Here is a 24390-nt window from a genome sequence, read left to right on the forward strand (position 1 = left end):
CTTACGTGGCGTCTGTTACAATTCGTAAGGATTGCGCAAAGATCAGGAAAAAGTTGACGCTCAGCGTCGGCTGCGCACTCTATGGTGGATCAAGACTCGCCGCCGTGGGGCGCGGTCTGTTCGCGGGAGAGAGCGGACAAAGGGAGGACAAAATTTGGCACAGTCGTCGAGAGGCGCGGATGGGCTTTCGTCCATTCCGGCCCTTTTGCAGCGCAACGCCGCGCAGTTCGGAGCCAAGCCCGCCTACCGGGAGAAGGAATACGGGATCTGGCAAAGCTGGACCTGGGCCGAGGCGGAGCAGGAGATCGAGGCGCTGGCGCTGGGGCTGTTGACGCTTGGCGTGAACAAGGGCGATTTCGTTGCCGTTATCGGGCGCAACCGGCCCTATTTCTACTGGTCGATGGTCGCCGCGCAATCGGTGGGCGCGATCCCGGTGCCAGTCTACCAGGACAGTGCCAGCGACGAGATGGCCTATGTTCTGGACCATTGCGGCGCGCGGTTCGCCATCGTCGAGGACCAGGAGCAGGTCGACAAGATCATCGATATCCAGGATGAGCTGCACCTGTTCGAACATATCATTTATGTCGATCCCCGCGGTCTGCGGAAATACGATCATCACAAGCTGCACCAGTATAGCCACGTGCAAGAGCAGGGACGCGCGGCGCGTGAGGAATTCATTGGCGATCTGAAGGCGCGGCGGGATGCCCTGGATTACGACAGCACCTGCGTGATGCTGTATACCTCGGGGACCACCGGAAAGCCGAAGGGCGTGGTGCTGTCCAACCGCAACATCATCGAGGCGTCGAAATCGTCTTCGGAGTTCGATCACCTGACGCGGAACGAGGAGGTGCTGGCCTATCTGCCGATGGCGTGGGTGGGGGATTTCATCTTTTCCATCGGGCAGGCCTATTGGTGCGGATTCTGCGTGAACTGCCCGGAGAGCCCGGACACGATGCAGGTGGACCTGCGCGAGATCGGGCCGACATATTACTTCGCGCCGCCGCGGGTGTTCGAGACGCAGCTCACGAACGTGATGATCCGGATGGAGGATGCCAGCCGGATGAAGCAATGGCTGTTCCATACCTTCATGGAGCACGCGCGCAAGGTGGGGCCGGCGATCCTGGACGGGAAGAGCGTCAGTGGATGGGATCGGCTGAAATACCGCCTCGGCGGGCTGCTGGTGTACGGGCCGTTGAAGGATACGCTGGGCTTTGGCCGGGTGCGCGTGGGCTATACTGCCGGCGAGGCGATCGGGCCGGAGATCTTCGATTTCTACCGCTCGCTGGGGATCAACCTAAAGCAGCTTTACGGCCAGACCGAGGCGTCGGTGTTCATTACGCTGCAGCCCGATGGCGAGGTCTACAGCGACACGGTGGGCGTGGCCGCGCCCGGGGTGGAGTTGAAGATCGCCGAGAGCGGCGAGGTTTTCTATCGCGGCGACGGGGTGTTCGAGGAATACTACAAGAATGCCGAGAGCACGGCGAGCACCAAGGATGCCGAGGGCTGGGTCGCGACGGGCGATGCCGGGTTCATCGACGACAAGACCGGGCATCTGAAGATCATCGACCGGGCCAAGGATGTTGGCAAGATGGCCGATGGCAGCCTGTTTGCCCCCAAATACGTGGAAAACAAGCTGAAATTTTATCCCAACATCCTCGAGGCCGTGGTGTTCGGCAATGGGCGGGAGCAGTGCACGGCCTTCATTAACATCGACCTCAATGCCGTGGGCAACTGGGCCGAGCGGAACAATATCGGCTATGCCTCCTACCAGGAGCTGGCGGGGCATCCGCGCGTGCTGGAGACGGTTAAGGAGCATGTGGAAGAGGTGAACCGGAGCTTGGCCGAGGATCCGATGCTGGCGCATTGCCAGGTGCATCGCTTCCTGGTGCTGCACAAGGAGCTGGATGCCGACGATGGCGAGATGACCCGGACGCGGAAGGTGCGGCGGGGCGTGATCTCGGAGAAGTTCGAGGAGTTGCTGGCGGCGCTTTATGACGGCTCGACGGAGAAGTTCACCACGACGGAAGTCACCTATGAGGATGGGCGCAAGGGCAGCATTTCGGCCACGCTGAAGATCGTGGATGCCGAGGTGGTGCCGGTGGCGCAGGAGAAGGTGGCGGCGGAATGACGGGACGACGCTCAGCTGCGCTTTCGCCCCGCCCGCCATCCCGTCTCGCGTTGGGAGAGTTTTGATGCTTGATCAGACCGAAGGTTACACCACCGAGGATGGCCGCAAGATTGGCGGCGTGGTGATGGAGATGAAGAACATCACGCTGCGGTTTGGCGGGGTGGTGGCGATCCAGGACATTTCGTTTGACGTGCGGGAGGGCGAGATCCGGGCGATCATCGGGCCCAATGGCGCGGGCAAATCCTCGATGCTGAACGTGATCTCGGGCTTCTACAATCCGCAGGAGGGCGAGGTCTGGTACAAGGGCGAAAAGCGCCCGCAGATGAAGCCTTACCAAGTGGCGCAGCAGGGGATTGCACGGACGTTCCAGAACATCGCCCTGTTCGAGGGGATGAGCGTGCTGGACAACGTGATGACGGGGCGCATTCGGCAGATGAAATCAGGGCTGTTTTCGCAGTCGTTTTGGAAGGGCAAGGCCGAGCGCGAGGAGGTGGAGAACCGGGCTTTCGTGGAGCGGATCATCGACTTTCTGGAGATCCAGCACATTCGCAAGACGCCGGTGGGGCGGCTGCCCTATGGGTTGAAGAAGCGGGTGGAGCTGGCGCGGGCGCTGGCGGCGGAGCCGTCGATCCTGCTGCTGGACGAGCCGATGGCGGGGATGAACGTCGAGGAGAAGGAGGACATGAGCCGCTTTGTCCTTGATGTGAATGACGAGTTCGGGACGACCATTGTGCTGATCGAGCATGACATGGGCGTGGTGATGGATCTCAGCGACCGTGTCGTGGTGATGGATTACGGCAAGAAGATCGGCGACGGCACGCCGGACGAGGTGCGCAGCAACCAGGCGGTGATCGACGCTTACCTGGGGGTGGCGCATGATTGAACGGTGGCGGTCCAGGCGGCCAAAAATTTTCGAAAATTTTTGTCAAATTTCTTCGAAGAAATTTGGCGCGGAGGTGAGAGATGCCTGATCAGTTGATTTTCGGGATGGAAGTGTTCCTGAACGGCCTTATGGCCGGGGTTCTGTATGCGCTTGTCGCGCTGGGCTTCGTGCTGATCTACAAGGCGTCGGGGATCTTCAATTACGCGCAAGGCGTGATGGCGCTGTTCGCGGCGCTGACGTTGGTGGGGATCATGGAAGGGCAAGTGCCGTTTTCGCACCTGATTAACGCGATCTTCGGCACGGAAATCCACCATTTCGGCTGGCACGTGCCGGCGCTGGCGGCGATCCTGCTGACCATGGTGGTGATGGTTGCGCTGGCCTGGGCGGTCAACACCTTCATCTTCAAGCACCTGGTGAACCAGGAGCCGATCATCCTGTTCATGGCGACGATTGGCCTTGCCTATTTCCTCGAAGGGTTCGGGGACATGATGTGGGGATCGGATATCAAGACGATGGATGTGGGCCTGCCGCAGGGGATCAACGAGGTGATCGACGAGACCACGGCGGGGTGGTTCGGATACGGCTTTTTCATCGACAACCTGGACATCGTGGCGACGGTGATCGCGGCCGCGCTGGTGTTCACGCTGATCGTGTTCGCGCAATACACCAAGCAGGGCCGCGCGATGCGGGCGGTGGCGGATGACCACCAGGCGGCGCTGTCGGTGGGCATTTCGTTGAACTTCATCTGGGTGATGGTGTGGTCACTGGCCGGGTTCGTCGCGCTGGTCGCGGGGATCATGTGGGGCACCAAGTCAGGCGTGCAGTTCTCGTTGTCGCTGATCGCGCTGAAGGCGTTGCCGGTGCTGATGCTGGGCGGCTTCACCTCGATCCCCGGGGCCATCGTGGGCGGTTTGCTGATCGGCGTCGGAGAGAAGCTGTTCGAATTCGCCATTGGCGCGCCCTATCTGGGCGGGGCGACGGAGATCTGGTTTGCCTATGTGCTGGCGCTGATCTTCCTGGTGTTCCGGCCGCAGGGCCTGTTCGGCGAGAAGATCATCGAGAGGGTGTGAGCCATGGGCCTTGAACAGAGCATAGACTGCCCGGATTGCGGCACGCCCATCGCAATAGAGACGCGGGCGCTGATGGAAGGGGCGTCGTTTGCCTGTGGCAATTGCGGCGCGGAGATTTCGATGGCGGGACGCGCCGGGGAAAGCTGGGGCGCGGCGCAGGCGAAGTTCGCGGCGCTGAAGGCGGATATGCTGAAGGCCGGGGAGGGCAAGACATGAGACAGGTGATCGCGATCTTGAACGTGGTCGCATGGTCGGGGTTCTGGGCCTTCGGGTACCTGGCGCTGACCTCGGGCGTGGATCAGAGCGGCCAAATGGTGGTGGCCGCGATCCTGGCGGCGCTGGGCGGCGGCACGGGGATGCTGGCGTATTTCTGGCTGGTGCGGCACGCCGAGGAGACGGGCTATGCCCGGCCCGCGAACCGCGTGGCGAAGCGGGAGGATGACGATGCGGAACCGGTTTGAGCGGACCTGGGCATGTGACGTACCTGGAGGAGAGATCTGATGTTTTATCGTGAGGCGGGCGACTTCAAGACGTCCTACGTGGCGGATAGCCAGACCTTTCCGATCAAGTTCGACAGGTTCCGCTATTACGCGGTCTTGCTGGTGGCGTTTGCCGTCGTGCCCTTCGTGATCAACGACTATTGGGTGAACGCGGTCTTCCTGCCGTTCCTGATCTATTCGATCGCCGCGATCGGGCTGAACATACTTGTGGGCTATTGCGGGCAGGTGAGCCTGGGGACCGGGGGGTTCATGGCCGTGGGGGCCTATGCCTGTTACAAGCTGATGACCGGGTTTCCCGAGGTGAGCATTTTTGTCCACGTGATCATCTCGGGCGGAATCACGGCGGGGGTCTGCGTGCTCTTTGGCCTGCCGAGCCTGCGGATCAAGGGGTTCTACCTGGCGGTGGCGACGCTGGCGGCGCAATTCTTTCTCGTGTGGCTCTTCAACCGGGTGGGGTGGTTCTACAATTACTCGGCCTCGGGGCAGATCAACGCGCCGGAGCGGACGGTGCTGGGCGTGCCCATCACGGGGGCCGAGACGGCGCCCTGGGCCGCGTACCTGTTCTGCCTGGTGTTCACCGTGGTTTGTGCGCTCGTGGCGCGGAACCTGACGCGGGGGATGCAGGGCCGGCAGTGGATGGCGATCCGGGACATGGACATCGCCGCCGAGATCATCGGGGTCAATCCGCTGAAGGCCAAGCTGAGCGCTTTTGCCGTGTCGGGCTTTTTCGTCGGGATTGCGGGAGCGCTGTTCTTTGCCGTCTACCTTGGCGCCGTGGAAGTGGGCGAGGTCTTTGGCATCAACAAGTCGTTCCTCGTGCTGTTCATGGTCATCATCGGCGGGCTGGGCTCGATCTTCGGCTCCTTCGCCGGGGCGGCGTTCCTGGTGCTGTTGCCGGTGTTGTTGAAGAACGTGCTGGTGGGCGGCCTGGGCTGGCCCACGGACCTGGCGGCGCATTTCGATTTCATCATCGTGGGCGGGCTGATCGTGATATTCCTGGTGGCCGAGCCGCACGGGCTGGCGCAGCTGTGGCGGGTGGCGAAGGAGAAATTGAGACTATGGCCCTTCCCGCATTAGGGGGCGGCATGGCGGGATGAAATCCCGCCCTACGAGTTGGGCGAGGAAAACGCCCATGACGAGACATCGGACATACCAAGGGAGGATCAAACCGATGAAACAGAAACTGCTGACAGCGATTGCGGCTGTGGCGATGGTGGCCAGCCCCGCGCTTGCGGAGCTGACCATCGTCGATACCAGCTATCGCACCGGGCCTTATGCTGCGAACGGCATTCCGTTCTCGGATGGCTACCAGGATTATTTCACCCTGCTGAACGAGCGTGACGGCGGCATCGGCGGCGAGATGATCAACCTGATCGAATGCGAGACCGGGTACAACACCGAGAAGGGTGTGGAGTGCTACGAGGCGACCAAGGGCGAAGGCGCGCTGGTGTATCAGCCGCTGTCCACCGGCATCACCTATCAGCTGATCCCGAAGGCGACCGCCGACGGTATCCCGCTTCACACGATGGGCTATGGCCGCACCAGCGCCAAGGCCGGGGAGGTGTTCAAGTGGGTGTTCAACTATCCCGCCAACTACTGGGACGGCGCGTCGCTGGCGATCACGCACCTGTCGGAGCAGAATGACGGCGACCTGAGCGGCAAGAAAGTGGCGCTCGTGTATCACAACTCCGCCTATGGCAAGGAGCCGATCCGGACGCTGGAGAAGCTGGCGGAGAAGCATGGTTACGAGCTGATGCTGCTGCCGGTGGATCATCCGGGCCAGGAGCAGAAGTCGCAGTGGTTGCAGGTGCGCCAGCAGCGCCCGGACTACGTGATCATGTGGGGCTGGGGCGTGATGAACCAGGTCGCGATCCAGGAAGCCGTGAACATCCGGTTCCCGATGGAGAACTTCATCGGTATCTGGTGGTCCGGCTCGGAGAACGACGTGAAATCCGCCGGGGCCGGGGCCGATGGATACAAGGCGCTGACCTTCCACAACCTCGGGTCCGATTACCCGATCTACGACGATATCCAGACGCATGTCGTGGATACCGGCAACGCCGCCGGTGCGGGCGACCAGATCGGCTCGGTTCTTTATAACCGGGGCATGTATGCCGCGATGCTGGCCGCCGAGGCGATCAAGACCGCGCAGGAGATGCATGGCACCGCCGCGATCAATGCTGCCCAGATGCGCGACGGCATGGAGAACCTGGAAATGACCGAAGAGAAGATGGCCGCGCTTGGCCTTCCGAACTTTGGCCCCGAGTTCAAGGTGTCGTGCGAGAACCATGGCGGCAACGGCTTTGGCGCCGTGTCGCAGTGGAACGCGGAGGCCGGCGAGTTCGACCTGATCACCGAGTACTACCAGTCGGACCAGGAGATCATCCAACCGCTGGTGGAAGAGGACTCGGCCGCCTTTGCCGAGGAGAACGGCATCGAGCCGGGGTGCTGATCTGACGCTATTTCCCCGGCCGCTGCACAGGGTGGCGGCCGGGGGATTTCGAGTATTTGAAGAACAGTGAAAGCCGGGGGCGCGCCTGTGCCCCGGGATGAGCGCGGGAGAGTTGAGCCATGGCCGAGGCCGCCGTCGAGACGCAGGAAAACCTGCTTGAGGTGAACAATATCGAGGTGATCTACAATCACGTGATCCTCGTGCTGAAGGGTGTGAGCCTGAGCGTGCCGAAGGGCGGGATCACGGCGCTTCTGGGCGGCAACGGGGCCGGCAAGACCACGACGCTGAAGGCGATTTCCAACCTATTGAAGTCCGAGCGGGGTGAAGTCACCAAGGGCAACATCCGGTACCGTGGCGAGCGGGTGCAGGACCTTGTGCCGTCGGAGCTGGTGAAGAAGGGCGTGATCCAGGTGATGGAGGGGCGGCATTGCTTCGAGCACCTGACGGTGGAGGAGAACCTGCTGACCGGGGCCTATACACGCGGGTCGAGCAAGGGGGAGATCGAGAAGGATCTGGACCTTGTGTACGAATATTTTCCGCGCCTGAAGGAGCGGCGACGGAGCCAAGCGGGATACACGTCCGGCGGCGAGCAGCAGATGTGCGCGATCGGGCGCGCGCTGATGTCGCGGCCCGAGACGATCCTGCTGGACGAGCCCAGCATGGGGCTGGCGCCGCAGCTGGTGGAGCAGATTTTCGGGATCGTGAAGTCGCTGAACGAGGAGGAGGGCTATACCTTCCTGCTGGCGGAGCAGAACACTAACGTGGCGCTGCGGTTCGCGCAGTATGGATACATCCTGGAAAGTGGGCGCGTGGTGATGGACGGGCCAGCGAAGGAGCTTCGCGAGAACCCGGATGTGAAGGAATTCTACCTCGGGATGTCGGACGAGGGGCGCAAGTCTTTTCGCGACGTGCGCAGCTATCGCCGCCGCAAGCGGTGGCTTTCATGAGCGACAGTGTCTGGTTCTTCGCCTACCCGGAACCGACGCCGCCGAACGCTGGCGCCTTGCTTGACGGCACGATTGCCGACTTGGTTGGGCAGGGTATCATACGACAGGACCGGGACCCGGAGGCCATTCTTGGTGCGCCGAGAGGGCCGGTGCATCGACCGGCGCCGGCGGGCGTTGCCCTTGCGGGGCGTTTCGGATCGTTTTCTGAACTGCTGACCAACGGTGCGGAGTTCTGCCCGTCGCTGATCTTCAACTTCGGTCCGTTGAACACGGACACGCTTGAATGTCGTCGGTGCAAGGTGTCGATCTCGAACGAGGACCCCGAGGCCTTTGACGATCAGATTAACGAGATCGGAGATGCGGTGGCTGATGCCGATTTTTCGGACACGGCTGTCACGTGCATAACCTGCGGGGCCGAGACATCGGTGAATGATTGGGCGTCCGAGGGGGGCTTTATCATTGCCGGGTTCGGCGTGGGCTTGTGGAACTGGCCCTATGGCACGCCGTTGATGGAGGCGGTCAGGGACAGCCTGGAGCGGACGGTCGGGCGGCCCGGCCTTTCCGCGGACGGCTACCGGATATGAGCGCGGTGGGGCGCATGCCGAATTGGGCGCAGGGCCATGATTGGTCCGGTTCAGGTGTCTTTCGTCAGTTCCGCCCGCATCTCTTCGATCAGGGCCAGAGCCTCGGTGCGGGTGTTGCGGATGTTGGGGCGGAAGCCCTGGGATTCGGCGCGCAGGCGGATGTCTTCCTCGGTTTCCGACCCGGCGGCGTAGCGGGCCGAGCCGAGCGAGGCGGCCTCGTTCAGCCGCTTGCCGCGATGGGCGTATTGCACCCAGGCGGCGGGCAGGATCTCGCAGCCGTTGAGATTGACGAGGAAGAACCAGCGGCGGTCGGTGGCGCGGATGCGCTCCTCGATGTGGTCGTAGAAATCGTTGACGTCGCGGCTGTGGTGAAACGTGAAATGCGAGAAGTCCACGTCCATGATGACGGTCTCGGGATCGAACCGGATGCGGCGGACGAAATCGGCGGTGGTGTAGGTCGGGTCGTGCGTGACGCGGGCGCGCCGCGTGCTGGGCATCTCGGCGATGCGGGCGATGGCGGCGGTGCGGTCGGAGAAGAGGTTGGGATCGAACGCCTCGGTGTTGGCGGCGCGGAGGATCTGGCGCTTGGTTTCCTCGGACGCGTCGAAGCGGACCGAGCCCATGGAATGCGCCAGGTTGAGCGCGCGGCCCCGGCGGGAATAGGCCGTCCAGGCGGCGGGGTCGATACGGGTGCCATTGAGGTTCACGAGGAAGAACCACTTTTCCTCGCCGGTGGCGGCGATGCGCGCCTCGAGCCGGTCGTAGAAGGCGTTGACGGTGGCGCTGTCGGGGAAATGGACGTCTCTGAAGTCGACCTCCATGATCTGCAGTTCTTCATGGAAAGTGATGCGCGCATCCAGCGCGGCGCGGTCGAGAACGGGCGCGGTATCGGTGTCGGTCATGGTAGCAATCTCTGGTATCTGTCAGGCAAAAATTTCGTATACAATAGTATGCAATGGGTAACACGACGGTGCATGTCCGACCATCGGGCAGGCTGTCGCGAGGTCAACGGCCGATGGAGGGCCAGCACATGAGCCAGTATTTCGATGATCTTGAAGCGCGCAAGTCCGCGGACCGCGCATCGGCCATTGCTCGCGCATTGGGCGAGCAGATCGAACGGGCGCAGGGGCTTGCGGGCTATGGCGATACGCTGGCGGGGGTCGCGCCGGGGGATATCAAGAGCGTGGCTGACCTTGCCCGCTTGCCGGTGCTGCGCAAGGCGGACCTGGGACAGGCGCAGAAGGCTGCGCCGCCGTTTGGCGGGCTGACGGTGGGCACGGCCTCGGGTTTTGCGCATGTGTTCCAGAGCCCCGGGCCGATTTACGAGCCGGGCGGCTCGGGGAATGACTGGTGGCGGATGGGGCGGTTTCTTCATGCCTGCGGCATCGGCGCGGGGGATATCGTGCAGAACTGTTTCGGCTATCACCTGACGCCCGCCGGCATGATGTTCGAGAACGGGGCACGGGCCGTCGGGGCGACGGTGCTGCCCGCCGGGACCGGGCAGACCGAGCTGCAGGTGCAGGCGGCGCATGACATCGGGACGACCGCCTATGCCGGGACGCCGGATTACCTGAAAGTGATCCTGGACAAGGCGGACGAGATGGGGCTGAACCTGCGCATCACCAAGGCCGCCGTGGGGGGCGGGGCGCTGTTTCCGTCGCTGCGGAAGGAATATGCGGATCGGGGCATTCAGTGCCTGCAATGCTATGCCACCGCCGACCTGGGCAACATCGCCTATGAAAGCCCGGCGCAGGAGGGGATGATCGTGGACGAGGGCGTTATTGTGGAGATCGTGACGCCCGGCACGGGCGATCCGGTGAAGCCCGGCGAAGTGGGAGAGGTCGTGGTGACCACGCTGAACCCGGACTATCCGCTGATCCGCTTTGCCACCGGCGACCTGAGCGCGGTGCTGGAGGGGGAAAGCCACTGTGGGCGGACCAACATGCGGATCAAGGGCTGGATGGGGCGCGCCGACCAGACCACCAAGATCAAGGGCATGTTCGTGCGGCCCGAACAGGTGGCCGCGCTGGTGGCCAAGCATTCAGAGATTGCGCGCGCCCGGGTGGTGGCCAGCCGCGAAGGCGAGATGGACGTGATGACCGTGCAGATCGAGGCCGATGGCGGCGCGCCCGAGGCCTATGCGGCGACGGTGAGCGACGTGCTGAAGCTGAAGGGCAAGATCGAGGTCGTGGCCCGGGGCAGCCTGCCCAACGATGGCAAGGTGATCGAGGATTTGCGCAGCTACGAGTGACGGCGCCGCCTTTGGATAGGGCGCGGAAAGTGCGCTTGAGGTTAAGGCGGTGTTTAGGGAAACGCGCACTCGCTGCAGGTCGGCCGCGTCGTTCAAAATGCAATGCACCTTGGCGATGTAACGCGCCAGGTTGGCCTCGGAGGGCGGGTGTCCAAGGGTCGGGCTTGCACCGAACGCGGATCAGCCCGACGTGCCTTGCCGACCTTCGAGGCGACCTGTCCTGGCAGCTCCAGCTACGCGGCGGCGCGCGCTTCCAGATCCAGGCGCATGGTTGCCATGCCGTGCCGGCGGGACAGTTCCTCGTAGCCGGCCGAGAGATAGGCGTTGAACGCCGGAGCGTTGTCGGTTTCCACTTTCAAGGTCAGAACCAATGCGCCGAGGTCCTCGGCCGCCTGCTCGACGAGCTTGGCCAATTCCGCGCCGGACCCGCCGCGCACCTCTTCGGAGAGGTAGACGTAGGTCAGGTGCCGCACTTCCGGTCCGATCCCTTCGCGCAACGCGAAGAATCCGATGTCCCGTCCTGAAGTATCCTGAAGGTAAAAGGACACATCCGTGGACTCTCCCAGCCAATTGCGATGCCATTCAATCTCGTCGAAGGGCACTTTTGCATTGGGGTTGAGCAGGGGGATATCCGCATTCGGCAGCATATCTGCCAACGGGGCCAAATCGCGGTCGTGGTTGCGACGCAGTGTGAGTGTCATGGGTCCTTCCTTCGGCTGGTCTCGGCGCGAATGCACCGGAATGTCTCTATGAAGGCGTGCGCCTGACATATAAGCCCCGCCCGCGTCAACCGGGGGAGCGGATCGCGGCACCTACCTGCAGCCTTGGCTGGTGAAGGCGAAGGGAGGGGCAACTTCGCGAGCCGGTATTATCTTGTCCTGCTGTTCTCCAACGATCCGGACGGCGCGAAATCCGCGCCGCCGGTCTTTACATTCTGATCAAATTCCGGGCAGCTAGGCGCATGAATGCGCATCTCAAGGGGCTGCTGCTGACCACGCTGGGCGTGTTGTTCGTAGTGCCCGACTCTCTTTTCGTGCGGCTGATCGAGGCAGAGCCGCTCGTCGTGGCCTTCTGGCGCGGGATCACCGCGGGGGTTTTCATCCTGGTGGGCGTGCTGGCCTTCATGCCGCGCGGGTCGACCCGTGCCGCGCTCAGCACCGGCTGGCCGGGCGTCATCTACATCGTGCTGATGGGCTCGACCGCGCCGGGATTCGTGCTGGCGGTGACGCAGACCAGCGTGGCGAACGTGGTCTTCATCTTTGCCTCGATGCCGGTTTTCGCGGCGATCTTCGGCAAGGTTTTCCTGGGTGAAGGGATCAGCAAGCGCATGGTGCTGACCATGCTGGGGGTTTTCGTGGGCCTGGCGATCATCGCCTATGGCTCGGGCGAGAACGAGATTGCCAGCTGGAAGGGCGACGTCTGGGCCGTCATCGTCTGCGCCTCTTACGCGGGGGCGCTGACGGCGGTGCGGCAGTTGAAGGATGTCTCGATGATCCCGGCCATTCCGGTAGCCTATATCGGGGCGGGGCTGGTGGTGCTGCCCTTCGTGTCGCCGTGGGTGCCGGTCGCGGCGCAATGGCATTTGTTTGCGCTGCACGGGGGCTTCATCGCGGTCGCCACGTGCTTTCTCACGTTGGGGCCGCGCTATATCAGCTCGGCGGAGGTGTCGCTGCTGATCTTGCTGGAATCGGTGCTGGCGCCGCTGTTGGTCTGGGCCGTGGTGGGCGAGGACCCGGGGCGCTGGGCCATCGTCGGCGGCGCCGTGGTGATCGGGGCGCTGCTGGTGTCGAACATGGTGGCGCTGCGGCGGCGGCGATGAGCGGCGCGGAGGATGACCCGGGTGGTGAGGCACCCTGCTTCGCGCAGGACGTCGTGGGCGGCCATGTCGTGGATGCGCAAACGCGGGCCGACGTGGCGCAGTTTCGCAAGAGCGATCGCGCCCGGCTTTATGCCCTGCGCAAGGAGATGTCGCAGAACGAGCTGGCCCGGCAGGCGGCGGCCGTGATGGCGACGCTTGACCGCGTTCTGGAGGATGTGGCGGGCAAGGCGGTTGCCGGGTACTGGCCGATCCGTGGCGAGTTGGACCTGCGGTCGTGGTTCGGCCGGGCAGGCGCGGCGGGGGCGCAGGTGGCGCTGCCGGTGGTGGTGGAAAAGGGCCGCGCGGTTCAGTTTCATCTTTGGCAGCCCGGCGCGAAGATGACGCGCGGCATCTGGAACATTCCGGTTCCCGCCGAGGCGCGCCCGGTCGCGCCCGAAATCGTCATCGTGCCGCTGCTGGGGGTCGATGATGGCTGTTACCGGCTGGGCAATGGCGGCGGGTATTACGACATGACGCTGGCCGCGCTGACGCCGCGGCCAAGGGTGATCGGGGTGGGACATGATTTCTGCCCCGTCCAGACGATCTTTCCGCAGCCCTGGGACGTGCCGATGGACGAGGTGATCCTGGGCGACGGGTCGCATGTGCGCCGGGGTGAATGACCGCTGCAAGCGTGGTTCCCGTGGCCGGTGCCGGGCATTCGAGTATTTTGAGCAAGAAAAAGTCCGGGCGCGCGTCCCATGAAACGAAAAGGTTTCTTCCAGTGTTGGACTTGTAACACCATGGAAGGACATGCGTATGCCCGACGATCTGCACTTCAATGGCAACACTGGCCTGCAATCGACAATCCGGGGCCTGCATGGAACGCCCGTCGCGCCTCTGCCCTTCCTGAAAGGTGTCGTGGTGCGATCCTTTGTGCTGGAGCGACCGCAAGGCCACGTTATCCTTTACAATTCACCGGGCATCGACGCGGCGGCGACGGATATCCGCGCCCTTGGCCCGATCGAACGGTTGCTGCTGAACCACCAGCACGAAGCGATGTTCGGCGCTCCGGATCTGGAGGCCCCGGCCTATGTCCACGCAGAGGATGAAGGCCGGACCGATATGCCACTTGCAGGCACCTTTTCCGACCGGCAGAGGCTCGGTGACGATCTTGAAATCATCCCGACCCCCGGTCACACGCCCGGCACCACGGCATTTCTCTGGGACAGTGGCGACCTACGTCTGCTGTTCCCGGGAGATTCGATCTGGGTGCAGGGCGGTGAATGGAAGGCCGTGCTGCTGGGCGACAGCGACCGCGCGGCCTATATCGCAAGCCTCTCGCTGCTGATGGATGTGACGTTCGACGTGCTGGTGCCTTGGGGTGTCGAGGAGGGGGAGCCCTATGGATACGGAGTCTCCCCCAAACAGGCGCGAAGCCATCTCGACGCGATACGACGACGCCTTGAACGCGGTGAAAACGCCTGATTGAAACCGGGAGTGCAAGCGTATGCGTTGGGCTTGAAGCTGGCTGTGAGGTCGCGCTGCTTTTTCTTGCCGTAAATACTCTGAATCCGGCGCCCGAGCCGGGCGCCGTCAGAAATCGACCGTCACGCCGGGCAGGTTCAGGGCCTTGACCAGGTCACGCAGTTCCTGACGGGCGGCGACGTTGGAGATGTTGAGCCCCTTCACGCCGATATCCTTGAGGTCCAGGAGGGTCAGGCCGCGCGGGAAAAGCTCGCGGAAAATGACGCGTTCGTTGAAGCCGGGGGCGGTGCGAAATCCGATGCGCTTGGCGAGGTTTTCCAGCGCCGCGCCCATCTTTTCCTTGTTCACCATCTGCTGCGCACCGAGGCGGTTGCGCACGACGATCCAGTCGATCGGTTTCAGACCCGCCTGCGCGCGCAGCTGCCGCGCGTTCCAGACCATCTCGGAATAGACCGAGGGGCCGAGGATCTTCAGCCCGTCGGTGTCGACATGGGCGAGGAGGTCGAAATCGACGAAGCTGTCGTTCAGCGGCGTGATCAGGGTATCGGCAAGCGAGTGTGCCACCTGGCTGAGCCGTGTGTGCGAGCCCGGGCAGTCGATGATGATGAAGTCGCTGTCGGGTTCGAGTTGCGCCACCGCCGCCGAGAGACGGCGGTCATAGACGTTCTCGCCGGGTTTCAGCTTGTCGGCGTCGACCTCGGGCAGGTCGTGGTAATGCGGGCCGGGCAGCTCGAGTCCGGCTTTTTCGAGATAGGCCGTGCGGTTGTGAGCGTAGCGCCCAAAGGTCTTTTGCCGCAGGTCAAGGTCGAGCGCGCTGACGTTGTACCCCATCCGGGCGAGGGCCGTGGCCACGTGCATCGAGACGGTTGATTTGCCCGCCCCGCCCTTTTCGTTTCCGACGACGATTATATGTGCCATGCCCGTGCCCCTTTGCCCCGCTTTTTGACCCGGCGAACTGCCTTGCAGGTTTGGACGCTACTTTATGGTGTATGGCCGGCCGGTTGAAGCCGGTTTGAGACGATCGCGCCGAAATATTGCATTTGCGCCATGCCGGGGCCCCAAACGAAAAACGCCGCCCCGGGTGGAGCGGCGTTTCGATGTCGCGGACGCGGGTGGCTTAGAAGCCGAGGCCGGCGTACTTGTTCTTGAACTTCGACACGCGGCCGCCGGAATCCATCAGGCGGGTGCCGCCGCCGGTCCAGGCGGGGTGCACGGACGGGTCGACGTCGAGCGACAGGGTGTCGCCTTCGCTGCCCCAGGTCGAGCGCATCTGGACGACGGTGCCGTCGGTCATTTTCACGTCGATAAAGTGATAATCGGGGTGCAGATCTTTTTTCATCTGGTCCGCTCCTTACGCGTTTGCGCCCGACTTGGGCTTGTAGGTGGTGTCTTCTGCAATCCGGGCCGACTTGCCGCGGCGTTGGCGCAGGTAATAGAGCTTGGCGCGGCGGACGCGGCCACGGCGCACGACTTCGATGCTGTCGATGTTGGTCGAGTAGAGCGGGAACACCCGTTCCACGCCTTCACCGAAGGAAATCTTGCGAATGGTGAACGAGCCGGCGATGCCTTCGCCGTTCTTGCGGCTGATGCAGACGCCTTCGAAGTTCTGCACACGGCTACGGGTGCCTTCGGTCACCTTGAAGCCGACGCGCACGGTGTCGCCGGCTTTGAAGTCGGGGATGGTTTTCCCCAGTTCGGCGATTTGTTCCGCCTCGATTTCAGCGATCAGGTCCATCTGATCCACTCCTATGTTGCTTGCGGTTGTCCCGCAAAGGTGATGCGCGGCCTTGAGAGCTCCTGGTCTTCTATCGGGTCCACTTAGGAAGTGCCCGCCGGAGGTCAGGTCGTCATGTCTTTTGTCTCTGCGCTGTGTGCCGGGCGGGTGGGAGCCGAAGAAAGCGGGCCCTTGTGCCAAACAAACAGGTCCGGACGACTCAAAAGAGCCCCGGACGGGCGGTGTATAGGGGGAAACGGAGCGTCGATCAAGAGTAGTGTTGCGCGCGGGGCGGGACCGTTTTCTGCGCAGAAAACGCGATAGAAAATACGTATTTTCTATCGCGGAATTTGCGCAAATTCCGCTGGCGCGAGGGTCAGTCGTTGCGCTTGGGAAAGTTGGCCCAAAGGTCAGGGCGTCGTCCTTTCGTCGTTTCCTCGGACATGGCGCGCCGCCACTTGGCGATTTCGCCGTGGTGGCCGGACATGAGCACATCCGGGATCTTGCGGCCCTGCCATTCGGCGGGGCGGGTATATTGGGGGTGTTCGAGCAGGCCGTCGGAGAAGCTTTCTTCCTCGGTCGAGCTTTCATTGCCCAGCACGCCGGGCAGCAGACGGACGGTCGCGTCGATCATCGCCTGCGCGGCGAGGTCGCCGCCGGTGAGGACGAAATCGCCGAGCGAGACCTCTTGAATGTCGTAGTGGTCGATGACGCGCTGGTCGAGCCCTTCGAAACGGCCGCAGATCATGGTCACGCCTGGGCGGGTGGCCCAGTCGCGGGCCATCGCTTGCGTGAAGGGGGTGCCGCGCGGGCTGAGATAGACCAGCGGCGCGCCTTTGGGCGCCCGGGGCAGGGCGTGGTCGAGGGCGCGGCCCATCACGTCGGCCCGCAGCACCATGCCGGCGCCGCCGCCGGCGGGCGTGTCGTCGACATTGCGGTGCTTGCCGATCCCGAACTGGCGCAGGTCGATGGCGTCGAGTTGCCAGAGGCCGTCCTTCAGCGCCTTGCCGGTGAGGCTGTGCCCCAGGATGCCGGGGAACGCGTCGGGCAGCAGGGTGATGACCTGCGCCGACCACGCGCGGGCGAGGCGTTCGGGGCCGTCCATCAGGCTGCGCGGTTTGAGCGACGCGGTGATCGACTTGCGGCCGTGGGATTTCGAGGCGGTGTCGGACATGGGGCTATGTGCGGTGCAAACCCGGGCCGCGTCAAGCGGGCGTGGTCCGCGTCTGGCGCGTGGCACCGGCGGCGCGGTAGCGTTTGAGCACGGCGCGCTTGGCCTCGGACAGCTCGGCGTCGGACAGCGCGGAGCGGTTGAGCGCCAGCAGTTCCTCGGCGGCACCGTCGGGCTGGACGTTATGGGCGGGCAGGGGCGCGAGGCCGTCGCGGGGCACGTCGAGATGGTCGAGTGCCACGCCGAGCGGGCCAAGCGGATCGGTGCCGCACTCTTCGATCGGCGCGTCGAGCACGGTGGCGCGGTGGCGGACACGTTCGTCGACGCTGTCGACGATGGTGTCGAGGTCGGCGGCGCTGGAGAGGTGGGTGCGGTAGGTCTCGAAATCCTCGGTCACGCGCAGGGCGCGCAAGTTCTGCCACCAGACGCTGCGCTGCCAGTCGCGGGGTGCGCGCGTGGTGAACAGCACGCCGATCGGGGCTTCGGGGCCGAAATGAGCGGCGAGCACGGCGGTGGCGACATTCATGAGCGGCGCCGCGGCGGCGTAGCTGGTGACGCCGTGATTGCCGGGGATGTAGCCGCAGAGATCCTCGGAGGTGATCATCAGCGCACGGGGCTCGTCCGGGTCGATGTCACGGATCGTGGCGGTGAAGGCTTCGGCAAAGCGGCGCAGGTCGGCCTGGTCCCGGTAGGCCGAGAAGCGTTTGGCCATGCGCGTGGCCTCGATGAGGTCATGGGTGAAGATCAGCCGCAGGTGGGGGCGCAGGGCGCGCTGCACTTGTGCCGCGCCGCGTTGCAGGGAGGACGTGCCTGTCTTGTGAAAGCCCGGATGCAGCAGGATGCGCGGCATGCTCAGAAGAGCCCCTCGGGCGGGTCGGCGATGATGCGGCCTGAGGCGAGATCGACGGTGGGCACGGCCTCGAGCGTGAAGGGCAGCAGGACGGTGGACTTGAGCCCCGGCCCGTGGATTTCGAGGATGTCTGACGCGCCGTGGTTCAGGACCGACTTGACCCGGCCCAGCGACGCGCCGCCGGTGTCGAAGACTTCCAGCCCGATGAGGTCGGCGTGGTAGTATTCGTCGTCCGGCAGGTTGGGCAGGCGGTCGCGGTCCACGAACAGGCGCAGGCCGCGCAGGGCTTCGGCCTGTTCCTTGGTGGCGACGCCGGAGAGGCGGGCGATCAGGGCCCCCTTGGTGGTCTGGCCGGTGAGGGTGATGGTGAAGCTTTGTGCGCCATCCTCGGAGGTGACGGGGCCATAGGTGGCGATATCCTCGGGCGTGGCGGTGAAGGATTTCAGCCGCAAATCGCCCCGGACGCCGAATGCGCCGGCGACGGCGCCTATGCAGATACGGTCGGTCATTGCAGGCCCTCCGTGACCAGACATAGCCCGTCGATGGACAGGCCACCCCGTGCCGTGCAGGCCTCGGACACGTTGTGGCGTTCAAAGAAGACGCCCGCGACGAAGGTCAGCGAACTGAGAACGACAAGGCGAATGAGGCCGAACATTTGGGATGTCCCGAAAGCGAAAGCGTTGCGTGCCGCCCCGGGCGACGGTCGCGGGGGCGGCACGGTTTTCTTTGCGCCGAAAGCGGCGGGCGGATCAGCTTTCGCTGGTTTCTTCCGCGGCGGCCTCTTCAGCCGGGGCTTCCTCGGCCGGAGCGTTGGCGGCTTCAGCCGCTTCGGCGGCCTTGGCGGCTTTCTCTTCGGCGCGCTCTTTGGCTTTCTGGCCCGGCTCGGCCTTCTTCATGTTGGCGCGCTCTTTCTTTTCCAGCACGCCGGCGGCTTCGAGGAAGCGCGAGACGCGGTCGGAGGGTTGTGCGCCGTGGTCCAGCCAGTGCTGCACGCGCTCCATGTTCATCTTGACGCGGTCTTCGCTGTCCTTGGGCAGAAGCGGGTTGTAGGTGCCCAGCTTCTCGATGAAGCGGCCGTCGCGCGGCATGCGGCTGTCGGCGGCGACAATCGAATAATGGGGACGTTTCTTGCTGCCACCACGGGCAAGGCGGATTTTCATGGCCATTGGTGTTTCTCCTTTAGTATGGCGTTTGTTTGGTGGGGTGGAACCCCACCCTACGGTTGGTCTGGCGGGAGGACCCCGCGTCAGGTCTGGTGTTGCTTATGGTGCTGAATGACTTCAGCGATGATGAAGTTGAGGAATTTCTTGGCGAATTCCGGGTCGAGGTCGGCGCGGTGCGCCAGGTCTTCGAGCCGCGCGATCTGGGCCGCCTCGCGGGCGGGATCGGACGGGGGAAGGTCGTGTTCGGCCTTGAGCGCACCCACGGCCTGGGTGTGCTTGAACCGCTCGCCCAAGGTGTAGACGAGGATGGCATCGAGACGGTCGATGCTTTCGCGATGCCCTTTCAGAAGGGCCGCGGCGCGGTTGGTCGTTGCATCAGTCAATGGGCATCCCCTTCGGTTTGAAGAGCGGGTCGCGGTAATGGCCGATTTCCAGCTCGATCCCGTCGCGGATCTGGCCGGATTTCAGGGTGGCGGGCGACGGGTGACGGTAGACCGCGTCGGAGCCGTCGATGCTGGGGGCCGCGTGGTCCTTGGTGCAGCCCAGCCGTTCGGCAAGGCGGATGGAATCGAGGTTCTTGGGGTCGATATAGCTGACCGCGCTGTCCCAGCCGGCGGTGGTGAAGAGGTGATCCCTGACCTTGTGCGTGGCTTCGAGCGCGTAGCCCTTGCCGGCCTTGTCGGGCCAGATGATCCAGGCGATTTCGCGTTCCGGCCACTTGGCGGGGAACCAGCCGCCGGCCATGCCCACGGTCTCGCCGGTGTCGCGCAGGTGGATCATCCACATGCCATAGCCGCGGATTTCCCAGTGGCCGATCTCGGCGGCGTAGAGCATCCACGCCTCGTAAGGGTTGAGCGGGCCGCCCATGAAGCGTGACCGGTAGGAGGCGAAGGTGGCCTTGAAATCCGGGTAATCCGTCGCCTCGGGACCGCGCAGGACGAGGCGCCCGGTCTCGAGCACGGGGATGTCGCGGTGTCCCATCTCAGGCCTCCGCCGGTTGCGCGGTGGGCTGGGCCACGCGGGGGTGGCGCCAGACCTGGCAGGGGGTGCCGACGACGGTGCCATCGCGTTCGTACTGTGCGCCGAGGCGTTCGGCGAGGCGGAGCGAGCGGGTATTGGAGGCGTCGATATAGGAGATCACGCCGTCGAGGCCGAAATGGCGTGCCGCGTGGTCGCGCGCGGCCAGGGCGGCCTGACAGGCCAGGCCCTTGCCTTCGAACCCGTCGTAGATGTGCCAGCCGAGTTCGGGTTCGTCCCAGCCATCGTTTAGGATCATGCCGACGCGGCCTGCGACCTGACGGGAGTCGCGGTGTTCGATCATCCACATGCCGTAGCCGCGCAGGGCCCAGTGGCCGATCCCGGCCATGAAGGCGCGCCAGCTGTCCCAACGGGTGTGCGGACCGCCGACATAGGACGCGCGGGGAGACGTGCCAAAGGCGGCGAAGGCCTCGAAATCGGAGTCCCGGTAGCCGCGCAGGACCAGGTCACCGGTCTCGATGACAGGGATGTCGACGGTGATCTTCATGCGTAGGCCTCGGGGGAGCCGTCGGCGTCGCAGTCGAGGCCCAGTTCGGACGGGCCGGGGTGACGGTAGAGGTAATCCTCGCCCATCTCGACATTCTGGTAGGTCGTCTCGTACTGCGCGCCGAGGCGTTCGGCCAGCGCGATGGAGCGCGTGTTGCCGGGCACGATGTTGGAGGTGAGCGTCGTGAGGCCCAGATCCTGGTAGGCCCAGCGGCGGGCGCGTTCGGCGCCTTCATAGGCGATGCCGCGGCCCTCGAACCCGTCATAGACGACCCAGCCGAGTTCCGGCTCGGGCCAGCCCTCGGGCGCCCAGATGCCGGTGATGCCGCAGGGCTGGCCCGTTTCCTTCCACTCCATGGTGAAATAGCCGAAGCCGTGCAGCGCCCAGTGGCCGATGGACATGGCGAACCAGCGCCAGGCGCGGGACATGTTCTTTTCCGTGCCGAAGCCCCAGGAACGCTCGCGGTCCAGCAGGAACCCGGCCAGCGGTTCGAAATCGCTGGCTTCGGGGCCGCGCAGGACGAGGCGGTCGGTCTCGATCCGGGGGATGTCGAGACGGAGGGTCATGCGGCACCTGCCGTGGGTCTGGCCAAAAGGACGCGCTGCCGCGCGGCTCTTATGCAACGGGCTGCGCCGTGACGCGCCGGGGCGGGCCGGGGCGCGGACGGCAGGGGCCGGATTGAGTATTTGGGGCAAGAAAAAGCCATGGGATTATTTCTTTTTCCCGAAGCCGGAGAGACCGGGGGGCAATTGCGCACCGCCGCCCATGCCGGGAAAACCGCCGCCGGACATGCCCTTGCCCATCTGCTTGGCGGCCTGTTCGAGCGCCTTGGGGTCCATGCCCTGGGCCATGTCCTCGGGCGAGGGGCCGCCTTTGCCGAACATGCCTTTCATCGCCTGTTTCAGCATGCCGCCCTTGCCCATCTTCTTCATCATGTCGCCCATCTGGCGTTGCATTTTCAGAAGCTTGTTGAGCTCGGAGACTTCCAGCCCCGCGCCCTGCGCGATGCGCTTCTTGCGCGACGCCTGCAGGAGCTTGGGGTTGGCGCGTTCCTTCTTGGTCATGGAATTGACCAGCGCGATCTGGTGGGCGATGACCTTGTCGTCGATGCCGGCGCCTTCCATCTGCTTGGCCATCTTGCCCATGCCGGGCATCATGCCCATCACGCCTTCCATGCCGCCCATCTTTTGCATCTGTTCAAGCTGCATCTTGAGGTCGTTCATGTTGAACTGACCCTTCTGGAAGCGGCGCATCATCTTTTCGGCCTGTTCGGCCTCGATGGTTTCCTGCGCTTTCTCGACGAGGGAAACGATGTCGCCCATGCCGAGGATGCGGCCCGCGATGCGCTCGGGCTCGAAGGTTTCGATGGCGTCCATCTTTTCGCCCAGGCCGACGAAGCGGATGGGTTTGCCGGTGACGGCGCGCATCGACAAGGCGGCGCCGCCGCGGCCGTCGCCGTCCATCCGGGTGAGGACCACGCCGGAGACGCCGATCTTGTTGTCGAACTCGGTGGCGACGTTGACGGCGTCCTGGCCCGTCAGGCCGTCGACCACCAGAAGCGTTTCGCGCGGGTTGGCGACGTCGCGGACTGCCGCCGCCTGGGCGATCAGCTCCTGGTCGATATGCAGGCGGCCGGCGGTGTCGAGCATGTAGACGTCGTAGCCACCGAGGCCCGCCTGCGTCTTGGCGCGCTTGGCGATGGTGACCGGGTCCTCGCCCTTGACGATGGGGAGCGTGTCGACGCCGATCTGGCGGCCGAGGATTTCGAGCTGTTCCATGGCCGCGGGGCGGTTGACGTCGAGCGAGGCCATCAGCACGCGCTTGCCGTCGCGGTCCTTGAGGCGCTTGGCGAGCTTGGCGGTGGTGGTGGTCTTGCCCGAGCCCTGCAGGCCGACCATGAGGATCGGGGCAGGCGGGTTGTCGATTTTCAGCGCGCCGGGGTCCTCGGACCCGGTGAGCGTGTCGACCAGCGCGTCGTGGACGATCTTGACGACCTGCTGCCCGGGGGTGACGGAGCGGGTGACGGCCTGGCCGGTGGCCTGATCCTGCACGCGCTTGACGAAGTCCCGGGCGACGGGGAGCGAGACGTCGGCCTCCAGAAGGGCGACGCGGACCTCGCGCAGGGCGGTCTTGACGTCCTCTTCGGAAAGGGCGCCCTGTTTCGTCAGCCGGTCGAAGACGCCGGAGAGACGTTCGGAAAGATTTTCAAACATGCCTCGGCCTCCTTCGCCGGTTTCTGTCATGTCGTCCCAACATAGGGATGACGGTTCAAACGATAAACGCCCCCACGGGCGAAACTCGCTGGTGGGGGGCGATCCCAGGCTGCGCCCAAGGGACCGGAAGAACGCTGTCTTCCGTGATATTGCGCGGCTGATAGGCTTTTGCGGCGGGGGAGTCAATATGGCGCAGCGCGTCGGGCCGGACTTGGCACCACTGGCGCGGATGCAGGGCCGCCACCGCGCGGGGCCGGGTGACGTCATGAACTTGGAAGGCGTTGGCAAGGGGCGTCGGGCAGGGATAGACTGCGGCCATTGCTTTAGGAGATTTCGCGATGGAAGCGCTGGTTCTTATCTTTGCGGAGATCATCCTGGCGTGCATGGCGCCGGTGATCGCCATTCTGGGCGCCATCGTGGGTGCGGTGATCGAGGGCTTTTTCCTGCTGTTCGGCGGGGTGTTCGCGGAATGGGTCCAGGCCCGGCGGGCGCGGCGCGCGTCTGCCCGGGGCAAGTCGTCGCCGCCACGCAAGCCGCTGATCCCGCGCAAGGTGGTGCATTGGGTGGCCGGCGGCTCTGCCGTGTTGGGCGTGCTGGGGGTCGTGGCGACTTATGTGTTTTTCCAGCCGATCCTGCGAACGGTGATCGAGACCGCCAGCGAGAATGCGGGAATGCGCGTGGAGTATGCCGCGGCCAGCGGATCGCTTCTGGGCGGGCACGTTGTGCTGGAGGGGCTGCAGATGGCGCGAGCGCACGAGACCGGGTTGGCCTTTGACCTGGCTGTGGCGCGGGCGGAGGCGGATGTGGACCTGTGGAGCCTGTTGGGCGACACGCCACGGCTGGAGCTGGGGCAGGTCGAGGGGGTGGAAGGGTATGTCATTCCGCCGCTTCCCAAGGAAGAGACGGCGGGCGAGGAGCGCGGCCTTCCCAAGCCGCGCCGGGCGTTCAAGGCCGACAGGCTGGCGGTCGAGGGTGTCGACGTGGAGATCCGGCCGCGCGGGACCGAACCCTACACGCTGGCGATCGAGACCGGCGAGGTGGCGCCGTTTCGCAGCGGGCTGGCGCTGTTCGACCTGCTGTTCCGTTCGAACCTGACCGCCGAGGTGGCGGGCCAGCCGCTGTTGGTGGAGACGCGCGAGATCACCGAGCAGGGGCGCGAGACGCGCTGGGCCTTCGAGGACGTGGACGCGGCACAGCTGAAGCGGTTGGTGCCGCGCGCGCCGCTGACATGGATCGAGACGGGCCGGGCGACGGTGATGGTCGAGGACAGCTGGAGCCTGTCGGAGGACTTCGTCGACATGAACTGGCGGCTGGCGGCGCGAGACATGAGTGTGAGCGTGCCCGAAGGCGCGGCGCGGACCGAGCGGATGCTGGCCGGAGGCCTGGGCAAGCTGGTGGCGATGCAGGGCGGGAACGCGGAGTTTCGCTATCAGTTGCAGCTGGATGCCGAGGAGATGGCCCGGCTACGCGAAGGCGACATCGACCTCTTTTGGGACACGGTGCTGGCTGGCGTGATGAAAGGCGGGATCGTGCGTGAGGACGAGACGGCGGTCGAGGCGGAGGCCGACGACACAGCCGAGGATGAAAAGCCCGGGGCCATTGACAGGCTGAAGTCGTTCTTCGAGAAGGACGACCCGGCGGAATAGCCGCCTTACC

At 64.4% G+C, this 24390-nt stretch carries 29 protein-coding genes; 14 read left to right on the forward strand and 15 right to left on the reverse strand.

Annotation, left to right across the window (positions count from 1 at the left end):
- Positions 1-154 precede the first annotated feature (154 nt).
- The 9 genes from RBB18_RS07680 (at position 155) to RBB18_RS07720 (ending at position 8564) form a co-directional block, all read left to right on the forward strand.
- A complete protein-coding gene (locus tag RBB18_RS07680) occupies positions 155-2128 on the forward strand; it encodes an AMP-binding protein (RefSeq protein ID WP_103762873.1) in 1974 nt (657 codons plus the stop codon).
- Positions 2129-2192: 64 nt separating this feature from the next.
- Entirely contained in the window at positions 2193-3011 is an 819-nt protein-coding gene (locus tag RBB18_RS07685) for an ABC transporter ATP-binding protein (RefSeq protein WP_103762874.1), read from the forward strand.
- Positions 3012-3091: 80 nt separating this feature from the next.
- On the forward strand, positions 3092-4081 hold the full coding sequence (locus RBB18_RS07690; RefSeq protein WP_103762875.1) for a branched-chain amino acid ABC transporter permease: 990 nt from the start codon (positions 3092-3094) through the stop codon (positions 4079-4081).
- A 3-nt stretch (positions 4082-4084) separates the two neighbouring features.
- Entirely contained in the window at positions 4085-4297 is a 213-nt protein-coding gene (locus RBB18_RS07695) for a hypothetical protein (protein WP_103762876.1), read from the forward strand.
- A complete protein-coding gene (locus tag RBB18_RS07700; RefSeq protein ID WP_103762877.1) occupies positions 4294-4542 on the forward strand; it encodes a hypothetical protein in 249 nt (82 codons plus the stop codon). The genes RBB18_RS07695 and RBB18_RS07700 overlap by 4 nt, the downstream gene beginning before the upstream one ends.
- Before the next feature lie 39 nt (positions 4543-4581).
- Positions 4582-5658 (forward strand): branched-chain amino acid ABC transporter permease, encoded by a 1077-nt coding sequence (locus tag RBB18_RS07705; RefSeq protein WP_306110747.1) that lies wholly within the window; start codon positions 4582-4584, stop codon positions 5656-5658.
- Positions 5659-5752: 94 nt separating this feature from the next.
- Positions 5753-7033 (forward strand): ABC transporter substrate-binding protein, encoded by a 1281-nt coding sequence (locus RBB18_RS07710; RefSeq protein ID WP_103762879.1) that lies wholly within the window; start codon positions 5753-5755, stop codon positions 7031-7033.
- 119 nt (positions 7034-7152) lie between these two features.
- A complete protein-coding gene (locus tag RBB18_RS07715) occupies positions 7153-7980 on the forward strand; it encodes an ABC transporter ATP-binding protein (RefSeq protein ID WP_103762880.1) in 828 nt (275 codons plus the stop codon).
- Positions 7977-8564, forward strand: coding sequence for a hypothetical protein (locus RBB18_RS07720; RefSeq protein WP_274592935.1), 588 nt, complete (start codon positions 7977-7979; stop codon positions 8562-8564). The genes RBB18_RS07715 and RBB18_RS07720 overlap by 4 nt, the downstream gene beginning before the upstream one ends.
- Before the next feature lie 50 nt (positions 8565-8614).
- Here the strand turns inward: RBB18_RS07720 and RBB18_RS07725 are convergent, their stop codons facing one another.
- Positions 8615-9466, reverse strand: coding sequence for a hypothetical protein (locus RBB18_RS07725; RefSeq protein WP_306110746.1), 852 nt, complete (start codon positions 9464-9466; stop codon positions 8615-8617).
- 128 nt (positions 9467-9594) lie between these two features.
- Here RBB18_RS07725 and RBB18_RS07730 point away from each other — a divergent pair, with 128 nt between their 5' ends.
- Entirely contained in the window at positions 9595-10815 is a 1221-nt protein-coding gene (locus RBB18_RS07730) for a phenylacetate--CoA ligase family protein (RefSeq protein ID WP_306110745.1), read from the forward strand.
- Positions 10816-11048: 233 nt separating this feature from the next.
- Here RBB18_RS07730 and RBB18_RS07735 read toward each other — a convergent pair whose 3' ends face one another.
- On the reverse strand, positions 11049-11516 hold the full coding sequence (locus tag RBB18_RS07735; protein WP_306110744.1) for an N-acetyltransferase: 468 nt from the start codon (positions 11514-11516) through the stop codon (positions 11049-11051).
- A 260-nt stretch (positions 11517-11776) separates the two neighbouring features.
- Here RBB18_RS07735 and RBB18_RS07740 point away from each other — a divergent pair, with 260 nt between their 5' ends.
- The 3 genes from RBB18_RS07740 (at position 11777) to RBB18_RS07750 (ending at position 14098) form a co-directional block, all read left to right on the forward strand.
- The gene (locus RBB18_RS07740; protein ID WP_103762884.1) at positions 11777-12634 is read left to right on the forward strand and encodes a DMT family transporter; all 858 of its coding nucleotides are present in this window, start codon (positions 11777-11779) and stop codon (positions 12632-12634) included.
- Positions 12631-13293, forward strand: a complete 663-nt coding sequence (locus tag RBB18_RS07745; RefSeq protein ID WP_306110743.1) for a 5-formyltetrahydrofolate cyclo-ligase — start codon at positions 12631-12633, stop codon at positions 13291-13293. The genes RBB18_RS07740 and RBB18_RS07745 overlap by 4 nt, the downstream gene beginning before the upstream one ends.
- A 136-nt stretch (positions 13294-13429) precedes the next feature.
- Positions 13430-14098, forward strand: a complete 669-nt coding sequence (locus tag RBB18_RS07750) for an MBL fold metallo-hydrolase (RefSeq protein ID WP_103762886.1) — start codon at positions 13430-13432, stop codon at positions 14096-14098.
- Positions 14099-14206: 108 nt separating this feature from the next.
- Here the strand turns inward: RBB18_RS07750 and RBB18_RS07755 are convergent, their stop codons facing one another.
- From RBB18_RS07755 to ffh, 13 genes are all read right to left on the reverse strand, one after another.
- Positions 14207-15016, reverse strand: coding sequence for a division plane positioning ATPase MipZ (locus tag RBB18_RS07755; protein WP_103762887.1), 810 nt, complete (start codon positions 15014-15016; stop codon positions 14207-14209).
- Positions 15017-15215: 199 nt separating this feature from the next.
- A complete protein-coding gene (rpmE, locus tag RBB18_RS07760; protein ID WP_103762888.1) occupies positions 15216-15437 on the reverse strand; it encodes a 50S ribosomal protein L31 in 222 nt (73 codons plus the stop codon).
- Between the two features lie 12 nt (positions 15438-15449).
- Positions 15450-15833: a 50S ribosomal protein L19 gene (gene rplS, locus RBB18_RS07765; protein ID WP_103762889.1), complete on the reverse strand. Its 384-nt coding sequence runs from the start codon at positions 15831-15833 to the stop codon at positions 15450-15452.
- 355 nt (positions 15834-16188) lie between these two features.
- Positions 16189-16986, reverse strand: a complete 798-nt coding sequence (gene trmD / locus RBB18_RS07770) for a tRNA (guanosine(37)-N1)-methyltransferase TrmD (protein WP_103762890.1) — start codon at positions 16984-16986, stop codon at positions 16189-16191.
- 31 nt (positions 16987-17017) lie between these two features.
- Entirely contained in the window at positions 17018-17833 is an 816-nt protein-coding gene (locus tag RBB18_RS07775; protein ID WP_306110742.1) for a hypothetical protein, read from the reverse strand.
- Positions 17834-17835: 2 nt separating this feature from the next.
- Positions 17836-18342 (reverse strand): ribosome maturation factor RimM, encoded by a 507-nt coding sequence (rimM, locus tag RBB18_RS07780; RefSeq protein WP_274592945.1) that lies wholly within the window; start codon positions 18340-18342, stop codon positions 17836-17838.
- Positions 18339-18488 carry a hypothetical protein gene (locus tag RBB18_RS07785; protein WP_170067172.1) on the reverse strand — a complete coding sequence of 50 codons (150 nt, stop codon included), beginning with the start codon at positions 18486-18488 and terminating at the stop codon, positions 18339-18341. Before RBB18_RS07785 ends, rimM begins: the two co-directional genes overlap by 4 nt.
- Before the next feature lie 94 nt (positions 18489-18582).
- Positions 18583-18999, reverse strand: coding sequence for a 30S ribosomal protein S16 (gene rpsP, locus RBB18_RS07790; RefSeq protein ID WP_103762893.1), 417 nt, complete (start codon positions 18997-18999; stop codon positions 18583-18585).
- An 80-nt stretch (positions 19000-19079) separates the two neighbouring features.
- Positions 19080-19379: a chorismate mutase gene (locus tag RBB18_RS07795; RefSeq protein WP_103762894.1), complete on the reverse strand. Its 300-nt coding sequence runs from the start codon at positions 19377-19379 to the stop codon at positions 19080-19082.
- Positions 19372-19977, reverse strand: coding sequence for a GNAT family N-acetyltransferase (locus RBB18_RS07800; protein WP_103762895.1), 606 nt, complete (start codon positions 19975-19977; stop codon positions 19372-19374). Before RBB18_RS07800 ends, RBB18_RS07795 begins: the two co-directional genes overlap by 8 nt.
- Before the next feature lies 1 nt (position 19978).
- Positions 19979-20521, reverse strand: a complete 543-nt coding sequence (locus tag RBB18_RS07805) for a GNAT family N-acetyltransferase (protein WP_306110741.1) — start codon at positions 20519-20521, stop codon at positions 19979-19981.
- Positions 20518-21087 (reverse strand): GNAT family N-acetyltransferase, encoded by a 570-nt coding sequence (locus RBB18_RS07810; RefSeq protein ID WP_103762896.1) that lies wholly within the window; start codon positions 21085-21087, stop codon positions 20518-20520. The genes RBB18_RS07805 and RBB18_RS07810 overlap by 4 nt, the downstream gene beginning before the upstream one ends.
- Before the next feature lie 144 nt (positions 21088-21231).
- A complete protein-coding gene (ffh, locus tag RBB18_RS07815) occupies positions 21232-22734 on the reverse strand; it encodes a signal recognition particle protein (RefSeq protein ID WP_306110740.1) in 1503 nt (500 codons plus the stop codon).
- Positions 22735-23072: 338 nt separating this feature from the next.
- Between ffh and RBB18_RS07820 the strand changes: the two genes are divergently transcribed.
- Complete coding sequence (locus RBB18_RS07820) at positions 23073-24380, forward strand: hypothetical protein (RefSeq protein WP_306110739.1); 1308 nt, start codon at positions 23073-23075, stop codon at positions 24378-24380.
- Positions 24381-24390 lie beyond the last annotated feature (10 nt).

The sequence above is a fragment of the Roseovarius sp. MMSF_3298 genome, assembly GCF_030733705.1.
Classification (GTDB): domain Bacteria; phylum Pseudomonadota; class Alphaproteobacteria; order Rhodobacterales; family Rhodobacteraceae; genus Roseovarius; species Roseovarius confluentis.

What these genes read in the sequence shown, in the direction of transcription:
- RBB18_RS07685 (WP_103762874.1), top strand. Translation starts at nt 2,193, where the DNA reads ATGCTTGATCAGACCGAAGGTTACACCACCGAGGATGGCCGCAAGATT.
- RBB18_RS07690 (WP_103762875.1), top strand. Translation starts at nt 3,092, where the DNA reads ATGCCTGATCAGTTGATTTTCGGGATGGAAGTGTTCCTGAACGGCCTT.
- RBB18_RS07695 (WP_103762876.1), top strand. Translation starts at nt 4,085, where the DNA reads ATGGGCCTTGAACAGAGCATAGACTGCCCGGATTGCGGCACGCCCATC.
- RBB18_RS07700 (WP_103762877.1), top strand. Translation starts at nt 4,294, where the DNA reads ATGAGACAGGTGATCGCGATCTTGAACGTGGTCGCATGGTCGGGGTTC.
- RBB18_RS07705 (WP_306110747.1), top strand. Translation starts at nt 4,582, where the DNA reads ATGTTTTATCGTGAGGCGGGCGACTTCAAGACGTCCTACGTGGCGGAT.
- RBB18_RS07710 (WP_103762879.1), top strand. Translation starts at nt 5,753, where the DNA reads ATGAAACAGAAACTGCTGACAGCGATTGCGGCTGTGGCGATGGTGGCC.
- RBB18_RS07715 (WP_103762880.1), top strand. Translation starts at nt 7,153, where the DNA reads ATGGCCGAGGCCGCCGTCGAGACGCAGGAAAACCTGCTTGAGGTGAAC.
- RBB18_RS07720 (WP_274592935.1), top strand. Translation starts at nt 7,977, where the DNA reads ATGAGCGACAGTGTCTGGTTCTTCGCCTACCCGGAACCGACGCCGCCG.
- RBB18_RS07725 (WP_306110746.1), bottom strand. Translation starts at nt 9,466, where the DNA reads ATGACCGACACCGATACCGCGCCCGTTCTCGACCGCGCCGCGCTGGAT.
- RBB18_RS07730 (WP_306110745.1), top strand. Translation starts at nt 9,595, where the DNA reads ATGAGCCAGTATTTCGATGATCTTGAAGCGCGCAAGTCCGCGGACCGC.
- RBB18_RS07735 (WP_306110744.1), bottom strand. Translation starts at nt 11,516, where the DNA reads ATGACACTCACACTGCGTCGCAACCACGACCGCGATTTGGCCCCGTTG.
- RBB18_RS07740 (WP_103762884.1), top strand. Translation starts at nt 11,777, where the DNA reads ATGAATGCGCATCTCAAGGGGCTGCTGCTGACCACGCTGGGCGTGTTG.
- RBB18_RS07745 (WP_306110743.1), top strand. Translation starts at nt 12,631, where the DNA reads ATGAGCGGCGCGGAGGATGACCCGGGTGGTGAGGCACCCTGCTTCGCG.
- RBB18_RS07750 (WP_103762886.1), top strand. Translation starts at nt 13,430, where the DNA reads ATGCCCGACGATCTGCACTTCAATGGCAACACTGGCCTGCAATCGACA.
- RBB18_RS07755 (WP_103762887.1), bottom strand. Translation starts at nt 15,016, where the DNA reads ATGGCACATATAATCGTCGTCGGAAACGAAAAGGGCGGGGCGGGCAAA.
- rpmE (WP_103762888.1), bottom strand. Translation starts at nt 15,437, where the DNA reads ATGAAAAAAGATCTGCACCCCGATTATCACTTTATCGACGTGAAAATG.
- rplS (WP_103762889.1), bottom strand. Translation starts at nt 15,833, where the DNA reads ATGGACCTGATCGCTGAAATCGAGGCGGAACAAATCGCCGAACTGGGG.
- trmD (WP_103762890.1), bottom strand. Translation starts at nt 16,986, where the DNA reads ATGTCCGACACCGCCTCGAAATCCCACGGCCGCAAGTCGATCACCGCG.
- RBB18_RS07775 (WP_306110742.1), bottom strand. Translation starts at nt 17,833, where the DNA reads ATGCCGCGCATCCTGCTGCATCCGGGCTTTCACAAGACAGGCACGTCC.
- rimM (WP_274592945.1), bottom strand. Translation starts at nt 18,342, where the DNA reads ATGACCGACCGTATCTGCATAGGCGCCGTCGCCGGCGCATTCGGCGTC.
- RBB18_RS07785 (WP_170067172.1), bottom strand. Translation starts at nt 18,488, where the DNA reads ATGTTCGGCCTCATTCGCCTTGTCGTTCTCAGTTCGCTGACCTTCGTC.
- rpsP (WP_103762893.1), bottom strand. Translation starts at nt 18,999, where the DNA reads ATGGCCATGAAAATCCGCCTTGCCCGTGGTGGCAGCAAGAAACGTCCC.
- RBB18_RS07800 (WP_103762895.1), bottom strand. Translation starts at nt 19,977, where the DNA reads ATGGGACACCGCGACATCCCCGTGCTCGAGACCGGGCGCCTCGTCCTG.
- RBB18_RS07805 (WP_306110741.1), bottom strand. Translation starts at nt 20,521, where the DNA reads ATGAAGATCACCGTCGACATCCCTGTCATCGAGACCGGTGACCTGGTC.
- RBB18_RS07810 (WP_103762896.1), bottom strand. Translation starts at nt 21,087, where the DNA reads ATGACCCTCCGTCTCGACATCCCCCGGATCGAGACCGACCGCCTCGTC.
- ffh (WP_306110740.1), bottom strand. Translation starts at nt 22,734, where the DNA reads ATGTTTGAAAATCTTTCCGAACGTCTCTCCGGCGTCTTCGACCGGCTG.
- RBB18_RS07820 (WP_306110739.1), top strand. Translation starts at nt 23,073, where the DNA reads ATGGAAGCGCTGGTTCTTATCTTTGCGGAGATCATCCTGGCGTGCATG.